The organism is Streptomyces pseudovenezuelae (assembly GCF_001513955.1).
Classification (GTDB): domain Bacteria; phylum Actinomycetota; class Actinomycetes; order Streptomycetales; family Streptomycetaceae; genus Streptomyces; species Streptomyces pseudovenezuelae.
This window is the reverse complement of record NZ_KQ948146.1, coordinates 445,590-462,536: the sequence shown is the minus strand read 5'-3', so window position 1 is coordinate 462,536 and position 16,947 is coordinate 445,590. Positions and strand designations below refer to the sequence as shown.

17 protein-coding genes are annotated in these 16,947 nt (G+C 70.7%); 9 read left to right on the top strand and 8 right to left on the bottom strand.

Annotation, left to right across the window (positions count from 1 at the left end; translation table 11 throughout):
• Nucleotides 1-477: a MarR family winged helix-turn-helix transcriptional regulator gene (locus tag AQI94_RS14205; RefSeq protein ID WP_031050021.1), complete on the bottom strand. Its 477-nt coding sequence runs from the start codon at nucleotides 475-477 to the stop codon at nucleotides 1-3.
• A 57-nt stretch (nucleotides 478-534) separates the two neighbouring features.
• On the opposite strand from AQI94_RS14205, the gene AQI94_RS14200 reads away from it, so the two are divergent.
• Complete coding sequence (locus AQI94_RS14200) at nucleotides 535-1,362, top strand: alpha/beta fold hydrolase (RefSeq protein WP_031050024.1); 828 nt, start codon at nucleotides 535-537, stop codon at nucleotides 1,360-1,362.
• Nucleotides 1,363-1,383: 21 nt separating this feature from the next.
• On the opposite strand, the gene AQI94_RS14195 is transcribed toward AQI94_RS14200, so the two are convergent.
• Entirely contained in the window at nucleotides 1,384-1,845 is a 462-nt protein-coding gene (locus AQI94_RS14195) for a universal stress protein (RefSeq protein ID WP_031050027.1), read from the bottom strand.
• A gap of 317 nt (nucleotides 1,846-2,162) precedes the next feature.
• Here AQI94_RS14195 and AQI94_RS14190 point away from each other — a divergent pair, with 317 nt between their 5' ends.
• Complete coding sequence (locus tag AQI94_RS14190; RefSeq protein ID WP_062229748.1) at nucleotides 2,163-3,032, top strand: polysaccharide deacetylase family protein; 870 nt, start codon at nucleotides 2,163-2,165, stop codon at nucleotides 3,030-3,032.
• Between the two features lie 30 nt (nucleotides 3,033-3,062).
• Here the strand turns inward: AQI94_RS14190 and AQI94_RS14185 are convergent, their stop codons facing one another.
• A complete protein-coding gene (locus AQI94_RS14185) occupies nucleotides 3,063-3,734 on the bottom strand; it encodes a class F sortase (protein ID WP_031040967.1) in 672 nt (223 codons plus the stop codon).
• A gap of 333 nt (nucleotides 3,735-4,067) precedes the next feature.
• Here AQI94_RS14185 and AQI94_RS14180 point away from each other — a divergent pair, with 333 nt between their 5' ends.
• Entirely contained in the window at nucleotides 4,068-4,559 is a 492-nt protein-coding gene (locus AQI94_RS14180) for a hypothetical protein (protein ID WP_031040965.1), read from the top strand.
• Nucleotides 4,560-4,596: 37 nt separating this feature from the next.
• On the opposite strand, the gene AQI94_RS14175 is transcribed toward AQI94_RS14180, so the two are convergent.
• The 3 genes from AQI94_RS14175 to AQI94_RS46225 all read right to left on the bottom strand — a co-directional run bounded on the left by AQI94_RS14175 (nucleotide 4,597) and on the right by AQI94_RS46225 (nucleotide 6,258).
• Nucleotides 4,597-5,130, bottom strand: a complete 534-nt coding sequence (locus tag AQI94_RS14175; RefSeq protein WP_031040964.1) for a hypothetical protein — start codon at nucleotides 5,128-5,130, stop codon at nucleotides 4,597-4,599.
• 210 nt (nucleotides 5,131-5,340) lie between these two features.
• Entirely contained in the window at nucleotides 5,341-6,105 is a 765-nt protein-coding gene (locus tag AQI94_RS14170; RefSeq protein ID WP_107064221.1) for a bestrophin-like domain, read from the bottom strand.
• A 21-nt stretch (nucleotides 6,106-6,126) separates the two neighbouring features.
• Nucleotides 6,127-6,258: a hypothetical protein gene (locus AQI94_RS46225; RefSeq protein ID WP_263973302.1), complete on the bottom strand. Its 132-nt coding sequence runs from the start codon at nucleotides 6,256-6,258 to the stop codon at nucleotides 6,127-6,129.
• A 786-nt stretch (nucleotides 6,259-7,044) separates the two neighbouring features.
• On the opposite strand from AQI94_RS46225, the gene AQI94_RS14165 reads away from it, so the two are divergent.
• From AQI94_RS14165 to AQI94_RS14155, 3 genes are all read left to right on the top strand, one after another.
• Entirely contained in the window at nucleotides 7,045-8,013 is a 969-nt protein-coding gene (locus tag AQI94_RS14165; RefSeq protein WP_031040961.1) for an SCO0930 family lipoprotein, read from the top strand.
• A 284-nt stretch (nucleotides 8,014-8,297) separates the two neighbouring features.
• The gene (locus AQI94_RS14160; RefSeq protein WP_031040958.1) at nucleotides 8,298-9,119 is read left to right on the top strand and encodes an SAM-dependent methyltransferase; all 822 of its coding nucleotides are present in this window, start codon (nucleotides 8,298-8,300) and stop codon (nucleotides 9,117-9,119) included.
• Nucleotides 9,116-11,260 carry a putative bifunctional diguanylate cyclase/phosphodiesterase gene (locus AQI94_RS14155; protein ID WP_031040955.1) on the top strand — a complete coding sequence of 715 codons (2,145 nt, stop codon included), beginning with the start codon at nucleotides 9,116-9,118 and terminating at the stop codon, nucleotides 11,258-11,260. Before AQI94_RS14160 ends, AQI94_RS14155 begins: the two co-directional genes overlap by 4 nt.
• A 16-nt stretch (nucleotides 11,261-11,276) precedes the next feature.
• Here the strand turns inward: AQI94_RS14155 and AQI94_RS14150 are convergent, their stop codons facing one another.
• Complete coding sequence (locus AQI94_RS14150) at nucleotides 11,277-12,518, bottom strand: outer membrane protein assembly factor BamB family protein (RefSeq protein ID WP_031040952.1); 1,242 nt, start codon at nucleotides 12,516-12,518, stop codon at nucleotides 11,277-11,279.
• A 42-nt stretch (nucleotides 12,519-12,560) separates the two neighbouring features.
• Nucleotides 12,561-13,448 carry a LysR family transcriptional regulator gene (locus AQI94_RS14145; protein WP_031040949.1) on the bottom strand — a complete coding sequence of 296 codons (888 nt, stop codon included), beginning with the start codon at nucleotides 13,446-13,448 and terminating at the stop codon, nucleotides 12,561-12,563.
• An 84-nt stretch (nucleotides 13,449-13,532) separates the two neighbouring features.
• Between AQI94_RS14145 and AQI94_RS14140 the strand changes: the two genes are divergently transcribed.
• Genes AQI94_RS14140 through AQI94_RS14130 form a run of 3 tightly spaced genes read left to right on the top strand, consistent with a single transcriptional unit; the run spans nucleotide 13,533 to nucleotide 16,935 of the window.
• The gene (locus tag AQI94_RS14140; protein ID WP_051831999.1) at nucleotides 13,533-14,240 is read left to right on the top strand and encodes a succinate dehydrogenase; all 708 of its coding nucleotides are present in this window, start codon (nucleotides 13,533-13,535) and stop codon (nucleotides 14,238-14,240) included.
• A gap of 2 nt (nucleotides 14,241-14,242) precedes the next feature.
• Nucleotides 14,243-16,189, top strand: coding sequence for a fumarate reductase/succinate dehydrogenase flavoprotein subunit (locus AQI94_RS14135; protein WP_031040944.1), 1,947 nt, complete (start codon nucleotides 14,243-14,245; stop codon nucleotides 16,187-16,189).
• Nucleotides 16,186-16,935, top strand: coding sequence for a succinate dehydrogenase/fumarate reductase iron-sulfur subunit (locus tag AQI94_RS14130; protein WP_031040941.1), 750 nt, complete (start codon nucleotides 16,186-16,188; stop codon nucleotides 16,933-16,935). Before AQI94_RS14135 ends, AQI94_RS14130 begins: the two co-directional genes overlap by 4 nt.
• Nucleotides 16,936-16,947 lie beyond the last annotated feature (12 nt).

The following is a 16,947-nucleotide window of genomic DNA, read 5'->3' as shown; positions in this document are numbered from 1 at the left end:
TCAGTCCACGTCCACGTGGTCGAAGGTCCGCAGCATCTCCTTCAGGACGCGCACGCACGCCCGGAGTTCGGCGTCGGTCAGCTCGCCGCCGCCGACCTGCCGGTTCAGGGCGTGCTCGCGCGCGAGGATCGCGGTGATGACGGCCACGCCGTCGTCCGTGATCCGGATCAGCGAGGACCGCTGGTGCGCGGGGTTGGGGGTGGCCTCGGTCCAGCCCCGCTCCGTCGCCTCGTTGGTCATGCGCTGCACGAACTGCCGCGTCAGCGCCATGATCCGGGCCATCTGAGGAACCGTCATGGGCCCGTACCTGTGCAAGAGGACGAGCACGGAACGCACGCCGACGGACACCCCGGCGACCGCCTCGTCCTGCTCCAGCTTGCGCAGTCCGCGCCGGTAGAGCGCGCCGACCAGGTCGAACACCTCGGAGACGCGGTGGCCGAGTTCGTCGGGGGGAAGTGGCTTGTCCATGTCGCTCACCGGGCCATCATGACGCCTCGGTTGTCAAAAGCGGGAAATTATGACACCTTGGTTGTCATGACGACGGCAGCGACAGCTTCGGATCTGCGTTTCTTCACCTCTACCGATGGCGACCTCGCCTATCGCGACACCGGGACCGGCGACCTCGTGGTCCTCGTGCACCCCGGCTACGCCGACCACCGGGTCTTCGACCGCCAGATACCGGCACTGGTCTCCGCCGGTTACCGCGTGATCGCGCCCGACGTGCGAGGCCACGGTTTCTCCGCCAACGCGAGCGGGCCCTTCCGGTGGGCCGACGACCTCGGCGACCTGCTGCGCCACCTCGACGCGGGGCCCGCGGTCCTCGTCGGTCTGTGCATGGGCGCCGCCGTCGCCACCGACACCGTGCTGGAACACCCCGGGCTGGTCCGCGCGCTGGCCGTCTGCGGAGGCGGCACCAGCGCGTTCGAGTACACCGACCCGTGGACGGTGGAGCGCGCGGCCGAGTCGGCCCGCATGCTGGCCGCCGGTGATGTCACCGGCTGGATCGAGGCCTTCGCCAAGAACGTGGCCGGACCGCACCGCACCGTGGACGAGCTCGACCCCGACGTCGTACGGCACATGCGGGAGATGGCCACGCACACCATCTCCAAGCACACCCTCGGCGAGACGAACTGGCTCGTCCCGCTCGACGATCCCTGGAGCCGCGTGCCGAAGATCGACATACCGGTTCTCGCCGTCCACGGTGCCCTCGACGCGGCCGACGGCATCGACATGCCGGAGCGGCTCGTGCGGACGGTCCCGGACGGACGCTCGGTGACGATCGCGGACGCCGGGCACTTTCCCAACCTGGAGAAGCCCGAGGAGTTCAACGCGATCGTGCTGGACTTCCTGCGCGAGCTCTGACACCCCGCCTCGGCAGGTCCGTTACGGCACCACTGTCACCGGCCACCGCCCGGCCTTGACCAGCCGCACCGCCACGGAACCGACGATCCGGTGGCCGGCCTGCTCCGAGGCGCCGACGACCACCGCGTCGGCCTTGAGCTCGTCGGCCGCCTTCGTCAGCCCGCCGTAGGGGTCGCCGCGGAAGGTGTGGAACTCCCAGCGCACATCGAATATCCCCTTGTTCTGCTCGGTGGCATGCCGGATCTGGGCGACCAGGTCCTCGGCGATCTCGTCCGTGGTCTCGGCGACCGGAGCGCCGAGCGCGGCACCCGAGGCGATCACCGGCTGGACGTACACCACGGCGAGCAGTGCGTGCTGTCGTCTGGCCAGGCCTCCGGCGTAGGCCGCGGCGCGGAGCGAGGAGTCGGAGCCGTCCACGCCGACGACGATGACCTTGGGTCCGTCCGTGCCCCGCTCGAACTGGTGCGCATGCTGTTCCGTCACGGCTGTGAGGCTATCGGAAGCCGCAGGTCCGGACGGCCCGCGGGACCTGTCGACCTGGGTGCGCAAGCTTTGCCGAAACGGGGCACCCGGGGGGCGGGCGGCGAACGGGCGGCCACGGAGGCCCGCCGCCGCCCTCGGCGCCCGGCCTCGACGGAGGGGACGAGGCCGGGGCCGCCGCCGACCGACCCTGTACGGCCTCCTCCTGACACCCCGCCATGCCGCGCCCGGGTGCCTTCGCTGGGCCGGGCGGGTGTATTCGTGCCGCCGCACCGGTGTTGCTGAGGTGCGTCGGCGCTCTGCCGGGCGACTGATGAGTCATGACGAAGGATCAGTTGCTCACACGGCTGTCGTCCAAGGCGGCGGTGGTGCTCACGCGGCGCCGGGCCCTGCTGGCCGGCGCCGCCGCGGTCGGGGCCGCCGGTGCGGCCGGAGTGCTCGCGACCCTCACGGGCGAGGAGCCGGTCCGGCCGGCGCTCCCCGCCGCCGGCCCACCGGCCCACCGCGCGGTCAAGCCCTCGGCCTACCGCCTCCAGCCCCTGACCGGATACGGCCCGCCGCCCACCGCCCCCAGGAAGACACTCGTACGCCACGAGCCGTTGCTGAAGGTGTCCGGACGCGGCCGGACCATGGTGCTGACCTTCGACGACGGACCCGACCCCCGCTACACCCCGCACATCCTGGACACACTGGCCGAGCACGACGTCCGCGCGATGTTCTTCGTGTGCGGGGAGATGGCGGTCGACAACCAGGACCTGCTGGCCCGGATGTCCGACGAGGGACATGTCGTCGGCAACCACACCTGGTCCCACCCGCTGCTCACCCGGCTGAGCCGTTCCCGCATCCGCTCCGAGATGGAACGCACCAGCGATGTCATCGAGGACGCCTACGGCGAGCGTCCGCAATGGTTCCGCGCTCCCTACGGAGCCTGGAACCGCGCCGCGTTCCAGCTCGGCGCCGAACTCGGCATGGACCCCCTCGCCTGGACCGTCGACACCCTCGACTGGACCACCCCGGGCACGCGACGCATCGTCGGCGCGGTGGAGAACGGCGCCGCCCCCGGCGTCGTGGTGCTCTCGCACGACGCCGGGGGCGACCGCTCCCAGAGTGTCCGGGCGCTGCGCGACTATCTGCCGCACCTCATCGATTCCGGCTATCACATCACCGTTCCACGACGGCAGTACGTATAGCCGGAATGCGCCCGCCGGGTCGGGGAACGCTCAGCGGACCTCGACCAGGCGGGCGAAGGCGACGACATTTCCCGCGTAGCCGCTCTGCTTGGAGAAACCACCTCCACAGGTGATGACCCGCAATTCGGGGGTTCCCTTGGAGCCGTAGACACGGTCACCGGGGAAATTGCTCTTCTCGAAGACCTCGATGCCGTAGATCTCGAAGACCGCCGTCTTTCCGTCCTTGCGCCTGACCTCGACGCGATTTCCCTTCTTCAGGGCCCCGAGTCCGTAGAACACGGCGGGGCCCTGTTTGTTGTCGACATGGCCGACGACGACCGCGGTGCCCTTCTCGCCCGGGGAGACCGCGCCGGTGAACCAGCCGGCCAGGTTCGGGTCCTCCGGCGGCGGCGCGCCGACCCAGCCGTCCGGGTCCAGGCCGACCGGCACCATCGGCGCGTCGACCCGGATCGCCGGGATGGAGACCCGGTCGGGCACGGCGAACGGCAGGGGAGCGGGGGCGTGACCGAAGACGGTGCCGTGCACCCGGCTGTCCGCGGCGGCCGCCGACGCGGGCTGCGGCGGCCCGACGTCGAACTCCCCCGAACCGTTCCGAATGAGCGCGAGGCCGGTCAGCAGAACAAGCGCTATCACGCCCCAGGGAGCGCGCTTCTTCCGCTGCTCCTCCACTTCGGCCAGATCGGCCAGCTCGGACGCAGACATTGACTTCCCCTCTCGACGCGGCCGTCGCCGTGTCATTCGCGCATAGGAGAACGCTAAGTCCCGCGCACGCAACCGGCGACGGGTCGGTGGCGAACGGGTGGCCCCCGAACGCGGGTGGTGAGCCATCCGAGTTGCCGTGAACAGGAATTTTCTGACGGTCCGTGACCTGCGAAGATATCCGATTGTGTGCTTTTCCTTCGGCGTGTCCTCTCACCAGGACGGAGCATTGTCGAAATGCGGTCCTGCGCAAGGCGTCTGAGGGTATTTCTGGGAGGCGTTTTCTCGCCGATCCACCGGGGACCGTTCCCGGGGCGTCTCCCGCGGAGGATTCACATGCGTACTACTCGTGCCCTGGCGGCCGCCGGTGCCGCAGTCGCCGTGCTCGGACTCGCCGCCCCGGCGGCCGTCGCGCGGGACGGCATGAACCTGAACCCGAGCAATGTCGTCGCCCTTCCCAACGTCATCGCCCGGGGCGGCCAACTGACCATCACCGTCAACAACTGCACCGGCAACGCCACCGCGAGCTCGGACGCGTTCCGGACGACCAGGCTGACGACAGGGGCCAACAACATGGCGACGGGGCGCGCCACGGTCAACCGGGACGCGGCCACCGGATCGCACAGCATCAGCGTCGTCTGCGGCAACGGCACCGTGATCAACCCCACGGCCTTCACCGTCATCGGCGGGGTCCGTGGTGGCCTCGGCGGCAGCAGCTCCAGCGGGGCCACCCCGACCGACATGGCCATCGGCAGCGGTCTGGTGGCGCTGGCCGTCATCGGCGGCGGGGTGTTCTGGATGCGCCGGAGGTCCGAGAGGCACATCTGATCTCCGCCCCTTCGGAGACTCACGGCCGCACGAGCCGTCAGGCGCCGTCCTCGCCGCCGCGCCGACGGGAGAAGTAGTACGCCGCCCCGACCGAGCCCACGATCAGCAGGGCGCCCATGCCGAGCTCCTTGGCGTCGAACCCGGCGAGGCTGCCGCCCTCACCGGCGTGCACGCCCCGGTCGGGTTCGAGCGGCACCGGTGTGGGGTCGAGCGGGCGGAGCCCGGAGATGGTCAGGCCCGTGGAGCCGTTGACGCCGTCACAGGTGAAGGTCACCCGGTAGACCGCACCGGGTCTGGCGTCCCAGTCGACCACGACCGTCGCCTGGCTCTTGCGCGGCGGGATGGTGATGGTGTCGAACACCCCCGAGGTGACGGTCGCCGAGCCCTTGCAGCCACCGTGGTCCCGTTCCAGCAGCAGTGCCACCTGTCCGCCCGGGGCGATGGTCGAGGGCAGGACGCTGAAGCCGAAGGGCGTGACGTCGTTGTCGCCCTTCGCCACGGCGGCCGGTGCGGACAGGGTCAGGGCGGTCACGCCCAGCAGAGCGGCCGAAGCGACGCGTATCGCGCGCATGGTGGTTCCTCCGGTCCCCGAGGAGCAGCTGCGGACCTGTTCCGCCTACGCCAGAAATGCACCTCGATGACCGAAACGCTAGGAACAGGTGTACGTTTGCGCGATCCCTGTCGCTCCGAATGGGGTATAGGTGTGGGCCGCTCAGGGGACGCCGACGGCGTGTCGGACATCGGACGCCCCCCTCGGGCGATAACCGCGGTGCGCGGGCCGTCAGCCCTTGATGTCCGGGAAGAGGGCGAAGAACGGCTCCGCCGACGCCGTGATGCCGCGGCTGTAGGGAGCGTCGAAGTCCCAGATCAGGAAGAGCAGGAAGGCGATCAGCGCGGAGAACAGGCCGGCCAGGATCAGTTCGCGTGTCGTACGCCGGATCTGCAGCGCGAAGACCATCCCGATGGTGACCACACCGCCGCCCAGCAACCCGAACCAAACCACCCCGGGCATGGTCGGCTCGACCGAGTCCGCGCGGGCGTTGCGGGCCTGGTCGACGGCGGCCACCTGGTCGACGAGCGGCTGGTAGGCCTGCGCCTCGAAGTCGGTCTTCGGCTCGTAGGAGGTGACGTCCGTGCGGATCCGGTCGAGGAGCTCGGTGCCCGTCCCGGTCATACGGCGGTGGTCGGCCATCTCCTTCCACTCGGTCGTGACGACGTGTCCGACATAGGCGTTGACATCGGCCCGAATGCGGTCACGGACGTCGGCCGGGTAGACCTGGACCCGCTCCGAGATCTCGTGCAGCGCCTGCGCCTCCGCCTGGACGTGGTCCTGGGCCGCGCTGCGGGCCTCCCACACACCCGCGATGGCCAGACCCAGGACGATGGCGTACACGACCCCGATCCACATCGTCATGTACTCGATGACGTCCGGGGTTTCGCTGGGGTCCTCGTCCACGGGTGCCGCCTTGTGGCGGACGAGCGTGATGGCGACCACCACCGCGCACGCGGCCAGCATCGCGAGGATGAGAACAAGCCATTCCGGCAAGGGATGCCTCCAGGGTCGGCACTAGCGGGGCCGCAGGGCGGCCACGGCGACCACCGCGGGCGCGGTGATGAGCAGGACGTAGATCACGGGCGAGGTCGTGCTGTGGGTGGGTCGGTCGGGTGCCTTCGCGTGGTGGTAGGCCGGGTAGCTCACCGGGGGCGCGGAGGGGCCCGGAGCCGGCCTGGGCGGCGGCGTCCGCGTCGGGGCCGGCGTCGGGGTCGGGGTGGGAGTCGGGGTCGGGGTGGGTGCGGGAGGTGGAGTCGGCCGCGCCCGGGGTGGCGCCGGCGGAGGTGCCGGTGCGGGCGGCGGCGGTGGGGGAGGCGGTGGCTTCGGCGTCGGGGTGGGCCTGGGCTTCGGCGGCTTGTGCGTCGGCGGCGGCTTCGGTGTAAGGGTGGGAGAGGGGGGTGGAGTGCACGGGGGCTCTGGGGGAGTGGGGGTGGGCGTGGGTGGGGGCGTGGGTTTCGGTTTCGGGCAGGGCGGGAGAGTGGGCCAGGCGAGGTTTCCGGCGACCGCCACCACCTCGGCGCCGCCGGGACCGACCGAGGCGTAGGCGCAGGCATCCGCCTCGGCCACCCCCGCCGTGGGGCCGATCAGCGCCCACGACAAGGTCAGCAGGGCCAACGCGCGTATGGCGGTGGCGGATTGGGGTGATTCGGGTCGATGCACGACGGAGATCATGAGGCCTGTCCCGCCGTCTTACGCGCGGGCGCGAAGAGATTGCTCCGAAGGAGGGATAAAAGGCAGCCCGGTGTTTGAATCCTGAGCGACCGTCCGTCCGAGGAGGCGTACGTCTGTGCGGTTTGAGGCGGGTGTGGTCACAGCCTCCGGAAAAGAAATATCCGTACCGTTGAACACAACCCCTGGTCCGCTGCGTATCCATGGTCGTGCGGCGGCGCAGCAGGGCGCTGCAACACCCTTATGAATTATGGGGAGTTGACGATGAAGACCTCCTGGCGGAGCGCCTCACTCGTGGCAAGCGCCGCGGCGGTGCTGGCACTGACGACGGCGTGCGGTCAGGAAGGCGGCACCTCGTCGGTGGGCAGCCAGAACGTCGGCGCCACGGCGGCGGCGGGCGGTTACGGCGGGGTCGGCTCCGGTGTCGGTACCGGGACCAGCCCCAGTCCGACGGCGAGTTCCACCGCGATCGGCCAGGGGAACCTGGGAGCCCAGTCCGCCTCGGCCGGCAAGCTGCAGGTCTCCGCGAACGCCGAACTCGGGGACGTGCTGACCGATGCCACCGGTCTCAGCCTCTACCGCTTCGACGAGGACACCGCCGAGCCGCCGAAGTCGAACTGCAACGGTGACTGTGCGACGGCCTGGCCGCCCGTGCCCGCGGACGACGCCTCGGCCGGTGCCGGCATCGACAAGGCGCTGCTCGGCGAGGTGACCCGGGCCGACGGCAGCAAGCAGCTGACCATCGCCGGCTGGCCGGCCTACCGCTACGCCAAGGACACCAAGGCGGGCGACCTGACCGGCCAGGGCGTGGGCGGCAAGTGGTACGCGCTGGCGCCCACGGGCAAGAAGGCGTCCGTCGCCAGCCTGCCCGGACTGTCCACGCGCAACGACCCGAACCTCGGCGAGATCGTCGTCGACAAGAACGGCATGACGGTCTACCGCTTCGCCAAGGACAAGGCCTGGCCCAAGCCCGTCTCCAACTGCACCGGTGCCTGTCTGGAGAAGTGGCCGGCCGTCGCGCCGGTGTCGGCGAACGACACCAAGGGCGTCCAGAAGAAGGGCCTGATGAGCTTCACCCGCTCCGACGGGGTCAGGCAGCAGACGGTCAACTGCTCGCCCATCTACACCTTCGCGGCCGACAAGCAGCCAGGCGACACCAACGGCCAGGGTGTCGGCGGCACCTGGTACGCCGTCCGTCCCAACGGAGAGATGGTCGGCGTCTCCGACAAGTGACACCGGCCTCACCGCCGCACCGGTCCGACCCCTCCGCACCGCATGGAGGGGTCGGACCGGTTTTGCCGTCATTCCCCCCAACTCCCCGCGATTCGCCGCCCGTTCCGGAACTCTCCGGAGCGTGGCGGCTACGTTTCGTCGAGCAGCCACAGCAACTTCCAGGCGGCACGTGCCGCGGGCAGTGACCGGGAACGGACGGTCAATTTCCGTTTCCGCTCGCTCCATTGGCGGGCGATCAGTAGCCTCAGCTCGAACACCGGATCGCCTACGCCTTGGAGAGATACATGGAGCGTCCCGCCTGGGCACCCCGGAACATCGACATCTCGGTGCCGAGCGTCGCGCGTATCTACGACTTCTACCTGGGCGGTTCGCATAACTTCGAGGCCGACCGGGAGGCGGCCCGCAGGGCCATGGAGTTCGCGCCGGGGCTGCCGAAGACCATGCAGGCGAACCGGGCGTTCCTGCGGCGGGCGGTGCGCTTCGCCGCCGACGAGGGCATCACCCAGTTCCTGGACATCGGTTCAGGCATCCCCACCTTCGGCAACGTCCACGAGGTGGCCCAGAAGGCCCGCCCCGGCGCCCGGGTTGTCTACGTCGACCACGACCCGGTGGCCGTCGCGCACAGCCAGGCGGTCCTGGAGGGCAACCCGGACGCGGGCGTCGTCGCGGCGGATCTCCGTAAGCCCCAGGAGATCCTTGCGAATGCCGAGGTCCAGCGCCTGATCGACCTGAACCGGCCGGTGGCGCTGCTTCTCGTTGCCATACTGCACTTCGTGGAAGACGCGGACGACCCGTACGGAGCGGTGGCCGAGCTGCGCGACGCGCTCGCGCCCGGCAGCCTGCTGGTGCTCACCCACGCCTCGTTCGAGGGAATCCCGCTTCCACCGGAGCGGGCCGAAGGGGCGGTGGACGTGTACAAGGACATTCGCAACCCGCTGATCATGCGCTCGCGCGACGAGATCGCGCGGTTCTTCGAGGGGTACGACATGGTGGAACCGGGACTGGTGTCGCCGCCGCGGTGGCGGCCCGAGACGGCAACCTGGGACCCCGACGACGAGGATCCGTGGGCCTTCGCGGGGTTCGCCGGCGTGGGGCGTTCCGCGTGATCGCCGAGCCGGACGGGCCGGAGGACAGACTGCGCCGGTTCGCGACGATCTGGAGCCGGGCCGTGTTCCCGGTGACCTCGACGTCCGCGACCCGGCCGGAGTTCGAGGAGCAACTGCTGCCGCTGGCCCGCCGGTTGAGCGAGGCGCTCGCGGCCAGGACCGTCGACACGGACGCCGGCCGGGCGGTGGGTGCCGCCCTCGTCGACGCGCACTGCACGGATCCGGAGGCGCTGACCCGTTCCCTGGACTGCGTCGACGCCTATCTGGTGCTCTACTGCGGCGGCGACGGCGACCGGGAGGACCTGCGGTCCCGGTCCTCGCGGTTGCAGCACGCCATGGCCGCCGGTTTCGCCCACGCGCTGCGCGAGCGGACGCTGGCCGAGCAGGAGGCCATCGCGCGGGCGGCGCTGGAGGCGCAGGGCCTGGTGGCCCAGGCACTGCACGCCACCGAAGCCCGCTTCCGGGCGGTGTTCGAGGGCGCGGCCATAGGGATCGGCATCGCCGACCTGGACGGCAACGTGCTCCAGGTCAACGGCGCGCTGCTGCGCATGTTCGGCATCACCGACCAGACGATGCGCGGTCGCAGGGTTCAGGAGTGGACACACGCCGAGGACGCGCCGCAGACCTGGACGCTCTACGACGAACTCGTGCGCGGCGAGCGCGAGCACTACCACCTCGAAAAGGCCTTCTCCCGCCCCGACGGGACGGTCCTGTGGACCAACCTGACGGTCTCCCTGCTGCGCGACGCCGACGGTGAACCGCAGTACCAGCTGGCCCTCATGGAGGACACCACCGAGCGCCGGCTGCTCAACCTACGGCTGCGCTACGAGGCCACCCACGACGCCCTCACCGGGCTGCCCAACCGCACCCTCTTCTTCGAGCGCCTGGAGAAGGCGCTCAGCGCGGGCGAGGGCCAGCGGTTCGGCCTGTGCTACCTCGACCTCGACGGGTTCAAGACGATCAACGACAGCCTCGGCCACGCGGCCGGCGACCGGCTGCTCGTGGAGGTCGCCGACCGGCTCCAGTCCTGCGCGACCGCGCCGGGGGAGATGGTCGCCCGGCTCGGCGGCGACGAGTTCGTGGCGCTGACCACGGGCCCCGACACCGAGAGCGAGGTCGACGACCTCGCGGCGCGCATCATGAACGCGCTGCTCGCCCCGGTCCGTATCGACGGCCGGGAGCTGACCGTGCGCGGCAGCATCGGCATCGTCGAGGGCCCGGCGGGGGAGCGGGGGCCCGCGGAGGTGCTGCGCAGCGCCGACATCACGATGTACCGGGCCAAGTCGGCGGGCGGCAACCGCTTCGAGCTGGCCGACCCGGAGGCCGACGCCCGCGCCATCACCCGGCACGGACTGACCACACAGCTGCCCGTGGCCCTGGAACGGGGCGAGTTCTTCATCGAGTACCAGCCGCTGGTACACCTCGGCGACGGCAGTGTGCGGGGTGCCGAGGCGCTGGTGCGCTGGCTGCACCCGCAGCACGGCGTCCTCGGCCCCGACCGGTTCATCCCGCTCGCCGAGCACACCGGGCTGATCGTGCCGCTCGGCCGCTGGGTCCTGGAGCAGTCGGTGCGGCAGGCCCGCGCGTGGCGAGAACGGTACGGGCAGGACGTGGCGGGCGACCCGCTCCGGATCAACGTCAACCTCTCGCCCTGCCAGCTCACCCACCCCGGCCTGGTCCAGGACACGGTGGACATCCTGGAGCGCGCCGGCGTCGCACCGGACGCGCTCTGCCTCGAAGTCACGGAGTCGGCCCTCATCGGCGCCGACGACGACCTGCTCAAGCCGTTGCGGCGGCTCGCCGAGATGGGCGTGGACATCGCCCTGGACGACTTCGGCACCGGTTACTCGAACCTGGCGAACCTGCGGCGTCTCCCGGTCAGCGTCCTCAAGCTGGACCGGTCCTTCACCCAGAGCATGCAGCAGTTCCCCGCCGACCCGGTCGACCTCAAGATCGTCGAGGGGATCGTCTCGCTCGCCCACGGCCTGAACCTGGCGGTGACGGTCGAGGGCGTCGAAACCGGGGCCCAGGCCGAGCAGTTGCGGATACTGGGCTGCGACACCGCCCAGGGCTGGTACTACGCCCGCCCGGGCCCGCCGGAGCGGCTGCACGAGCTGGCGTTGGTGGACGCGACGGGCTGAATCCCGGCTCCCGGTCCTAGGGCAGCGGCAGAGAGCGCAGGGAACCGTGGGTACGGGCCATGACGACGACGTGGCCCGTGTCCCCGGCCGGCAGGACGAGCGCGGGGTGTTCGCCGTCCCTGGTCTGCGAGTACGCGGCCGACATGCGGGGCGCGGCGTTTCCGGTTCCCCGCGGACCGGCGTGCAGGTCGATCGTGATCACGCGGCCCCGCCTGGCGCGGTCGTTGGCGGGGGTGAAGGTCACGAACCGGCCGCCGGCCACAGCCGCGCCGTCCGTCCTGGTGGCGTACGTGCTCCACAGCTTGCGGTCGTTCTCGAGGTCGTACGCGTACCAGTTGCCCGCGCTCGTGTCCTCGGCGCCGGCCTCGTACAGCACCAGGACGCCGTCGTCGGAGATCACTCCCTGCACGGGCTTGTCGATGGTGTTCCGCGGGGTCGGCAGCGGCCTCAGCGTCGCCGGATCCAGCCGGTGCATGGGCGGGAAGGTGTCCCCGGCGGAGAACGGACTGCCGGTGCAGACCAGGTAGTGGCCGCCGGTGACGAGGTGCGGGCACTCGACGCCCACGGGGCTGGATGCCACGGTGGCACCGGTGCGGGCGTCGCGGGCGGTGACCCGGGTGATGCCGTCGGCCGTGTAGACGCGGCCCCCGAACGCGGCCAGGGGTTCGCCCGGGCTCCAGCCGACCGCCCGGTGCCACAGGGGCGTGCCGTCGGACGCGCGCACGGCGTCGAGAACGGCGCCGGTGCGGACGAAGGGATCCGGGGCGTGCAGGGCGTAGACGACCCCGTCCGCGGCGCCGAGGGCGCCGTAGACGCGGCCGGTGGGCAGTCGACGGGTCCACGCCCGCGTACCCGTCCGCAGGTCCGCCGCGTGGAGCGCGCCCGCGACCCCGGCCACGGCCCGTGCGTCGGCCGCGTCGACGAGCAGTTCGGCGCTCTTGGCGTGGTCGTCGGCGGGCACGGTCCAGGTGACCCGGCCGTCGGCCCGCGAACGCCCCACGAGCGAACCGGAGTTGGTCGCACACACCACCTGGTGCGCGGTCGCGCCGCAACTGCCGTGGGCCTCCGGGCGGGTGACGGACGCCGTCCACGCCCGCCACGGGCCCGAAACCGACATCGAGGTCGTCTCCACCGTCGGCCCCGAGGCGCCGGACGGCGACGAGACCGCCGGGCTCTTCGGTCCGCCGGACGCGGTGTTCCCCGCGCACCCCACCAGCACCAGCAAGGCCGCGCCCACCGCGACGATCCGCCGCTTCATCCCCGCCCACCCCCGTCCGAGAAGCCCTCATGCTACGGCTGCTCAACGCTCCAGCAGCATCCGCTGCAACTCCCGTGCCGCCCGCGGCGGAGCCACGTCGCTGCGGTGGGCCAGCGCGATCGTCCGGTGCAGTCCGGGCCGGGCGAGCGGAGTGACCCGCAGCCCCCGTCCGGAGCGGGTGGCGACCATCCGCGGTACGACGGCCACGCCGAGGCCCGCCCGTACGAAACCCAGTACCGCGTCCATCTCCCCGCCCTCCACCGCGAAGTCCGGCTCGAACCCCTCGGCGCGGCACGCGGCCACGGTCAGTTCGCGCAGGTCGTAGCCGTGCCGGAACATCACCAGCGGCTCGTTCTCCAGGTCGGCGACGCGCACCGTGCGGCGGCCCGGACCGCCGGGCGCGGGCGCCTCCGGCGAGGAGACGACGACCAGGTCCTCGCGCAGCAACTCCACCGTCGTCAGCGCCGGGGACGGCGTCGGCAGCGGGAGGACCACCAGGGCCAGATCGAGGGCGCCGCGCGCGAGCAGCCGTACGAGGTCGTGGGAGCCGCCCTCCTCGATCATCAGCCGGATGCCCGGATAGCGGTCGTGGAAGGCGCGCAGCACGTCCGGCAGCAGGCCGGTGCACAGGCTCGGGGTGGCTCCCAGCCGGATCCGTCCGCTGCGCAGCTGCACCAGCTCCTGCACCTCGTGCCGGGCGGTGTCCGCGTCGGCCAGGATGCGGCGGGCCAGCGGCAGCAGCGCCTCGCCCGCGTCGGTGAGGGTGATGTTGCCGCGCGCCCGGGTGAAGAGGTCCGCCCCGAGCTCCCGCTCCAGCGCCCGGATCTGCTGCGACAGCGAGGGCTGGGCCACATGGACCGCCTCCGCTGCGCGGGTGAAGTGCCGGGTCTGGGCGACCGCCACGAAGTACTGGAGCTGCTGGAACTGCATCCTCGTACGATAGCCGTTCCCTATGAAATCAAGCCGGACCATGTCTTGGACCGATCGGGCCCTTCGGCTCTAGCGTCTTGACCCATGGCTCTGGCAACGCGGACGGACCGACGGCCGTCCTTCGCACGCACGGTGTGGGACAGCTCTGTCGGCAAGAAGACCGTGATGGCCGTCAGCGGACTGATCATGCTGCTGTACCTGGTCGTCCACATGATCGGCAACCTGAAGATCTTCTTCGGGGCGGGAGAGTTCAACCACTACGCGCACTGGCTGCGCACGGTCGGCGAACCGTTCATGCACTACGAGTGGACACTCTGGCTCATCCGGATCGTGCTCGTGGTCGCCGTCGTCGCGCACGCCGTCTCGGCGTACCAGCTCAGCCGCCGCGACATCCGGGCACGGCCCAGCAAGTACGTCCACAAGAAGCCGCGGGCGAGCTACGCGACGCGCACCATGCGCTGGGGCGGGATCATCCTCGGCCTGTTCATCGTCTGGCACCTCCTCGACCTGACGACCGGGACCGTGCACTCCGGCGGCTTCCAGGAGGGCCACCCCTACCAGAACGTCGTGGACACCTTCTCCACCTGGTACGGCAACGTCATCTACATCGTCGCGATGCTCGCCCTCGGCCTGCACGTGCGGCACGGCTTCTGGAGTGCCGCGCAGACCCTCGGCGTCGGCAGCCGCAGCCGCGACCGCGCCCTCAAGGCCGTCGCCAACGTCCTCGCACTGCTGCTCACGGCCGGCTTCATCGCCGTACCCGTGGGTGTCATGACCGGAGTGGTGAGCTGAACATGACCTACGTCGACTACACGACCGGTGCGCCCCTGACCGACGGCAAGGCACCTTCGGGGCCCGTCAACGAGCGCTGGGACAAACGCCGTTTCGAGGCCAAGCTCGTCAACCCCGCCAACCGGCGCAAGCACACCGTGATCGTGGTCGGGACCGGTCTAGCCGGCGGCTCCGCGGGTGCCACCCTCGCCGAACAGGGCTACCACGTCGTCCAGTTCTGCTACCAGGACTCCCCGCGCCGCGCCCACTCGATCGCCGCACAGGGCGGCATCAACGCGGCCAAGAACTACCGCAACGACGGCGACTCGGTCCACCGCCTCTTCTACGACACCGTCAAGGGCGGCGACTTCAGGGCGCGCGAGTCCAACGTCCACCGCCTGGCGCAGATCTCGGTCGAGATCATCGACCAGTGCGTGGCGCAGGGCGTGCCCTTCGCGCGGGAGTACGGCGGGCTCCTCGACACCCGCTCCTTCGGCGGGGTGCAGGTCTCCCGGACCTTCTACGCCCGCGGCCAGACCGGCCAGCAACTGCTGCTCGGCGCCTACCAGGCCCTCAGCAGGCAGATCGCCGCCGGGAACATCGAGATGCACCCGCGCACCGAGATGCTCGACCTGATCGTCGTGGACGGGAAGGCGCGCGGGATCGTGGCCCGGGATCTGATCACCGGGCGCATCGACACGTACTTCGCCGACGCCGTCGTCCTGGCCTCCGGTGGCTACGGCAACGTCTTCTACCTGTCGACGAACGCCATGAACTCCAACGCGACGGCCGTCTGGCGGGCCCACCGCCGAGGTGCCCTCTTCGCCAACCCGTGCTTCACCCAGATCCACCCCACGTGCATCCCGCGCACCGGCGACCACCAGTCCAAACTGACGCTGATGAGCGAGTCGCTGCGCAACGACGGCCGGATCTGGGTGCCCAAGGCCAAGGGCGACACCCGGCCGCCGAACAGGATCCCCGAGGACGAGCGCGACTACTACCTGGAGCGCATCTACCCGTCCTTCGGCAACCTGGTCCCGCGTGACATCGCCTCCCGCGCCGCGAAGAACGTCTGCGACGAGGGCCGGGGGGTTGGGCCCGGCGGACAGGGCGTCTACCTCGACTTCGCCGACGCCATCGAGCGGATGGGACGCAAGGCCGTCGAGGCGAAGTACGGCAACCTCTTCGACATGTACCAGCGGATCACCGACGAGGATCCGTACCAGGTGCCGATGCGGATCTACCCGGCCGTGCACTACACGATGGGCGGGCTGTGGGTCGACTACGACCTGCAGACCACCGTCCCCGGCCTGTTCGCGATCGGCGAGGCCAACTTCTCCGACCACGGGGCCAACCGCCTCGGCGCCTCCGCGCTGATGCAGGGCCTGGCCGACGGCTACTTCGTGCTGCCGGCGACCATCAACGACTACCTGGCCCGCAACCCGCACCAGGACGCGGTGACCGGCCAACACCCCGCCGTGCAGGAGGTGCTGGCGGAGACCGCGGACCGGCTCCACCTGCTCCTCGCCGTCGACGGCGACCGCACACCGGACTCCTTCCACCGTGAACTCGGTGAACTGATGTGGGAGTTCTGCGGCATGGCGCGCACCGACTCGGGGCTGCGCAAGGCCCTGGAGCGCATCCCGCAGATCCGCGAGGAGTTCTGGCGGCGCATCAAGGTCCCGGGCACCGGCGAGGAGTTCAACCAGTCGCTGGAGAAGGCGAACCGCGTCGTCGACTACCTGGAGCTCGCCGAGCTGATGTGCCTCGACGCGCTGCACCGCGCCGAGTCCTGCGGCGGTCACTTCCGTGAGGAGTCCCAGACGCCGGACGGTGAAGCGGCCCGTGACGACGACGCGTTCGCCTACGCGGCGGCCTGGGAGTTCACCCGCACCGGCGAGGCTCCCGTCCTGCACAAGGAAGACCTGGTCTTCGAGTACGTCCACCCCACCCAGCGGAGCTACGCATGAAGCTCACCCTGCGCGTCTGGCGGCAGAAGAACGCCGACGCCGACGGCGCGATGTCCACGTACGAGGTGGACGGCATCTCGTCCGACATGTCCTTCCTGGAGATGCTGGACACCCTCAACGAGGAGCTCATCCTGCGCGGTGAGGATCCGGTGGCCTTCGACCACGACTGCCGCGAGGGTATCTGCGGCGCGTGCTCGCTCGTCATCAACGGCGACGCGCACGGCCCCGAGCGGACCACCACCTGTCAGCTGCACATGCGGTCCTTCTCCGACGGTGACACGATCGACGTCGAGCCGTGGCGGGCCTCCGCCTTCCCGGTGATCAAGGACCTGGTCGTGGACCGGTCGGCCTTCGACCGGATCATCCAGGCCGGCGGGTACATCACGGCACCCACCGGGGCGGCCCCCGAGGCGCATGCCACCCCCGTGCCCAAGCCCGACGCCGACTTCGCCTTCGAGCACGCCGAGTGCATCGGATGCGGGGCGTGTGTCGCCGCCTGTCCCAACGGCGCGGCCATGCTCTTCACCTCGGCCAAGGTGAACCACCTGAACGTCCTGCCGCAGGGGGCGCCGGAGCGGGAGACCCGGGTCCTCGACATGGTGGAGCAGATGGACGAGGAGGGCTTCGGCGGCTGCACCCTGACGGGCGAGTGCGCCACGGCCTGCCCCAAGGGGATCCCGCTGGTCTCCATCACCAGCATGAACAAGGAGTGGCTGCGGGCGACCCGGAAGGCCGCCAAGCGCTGAGAGACGTTCGCC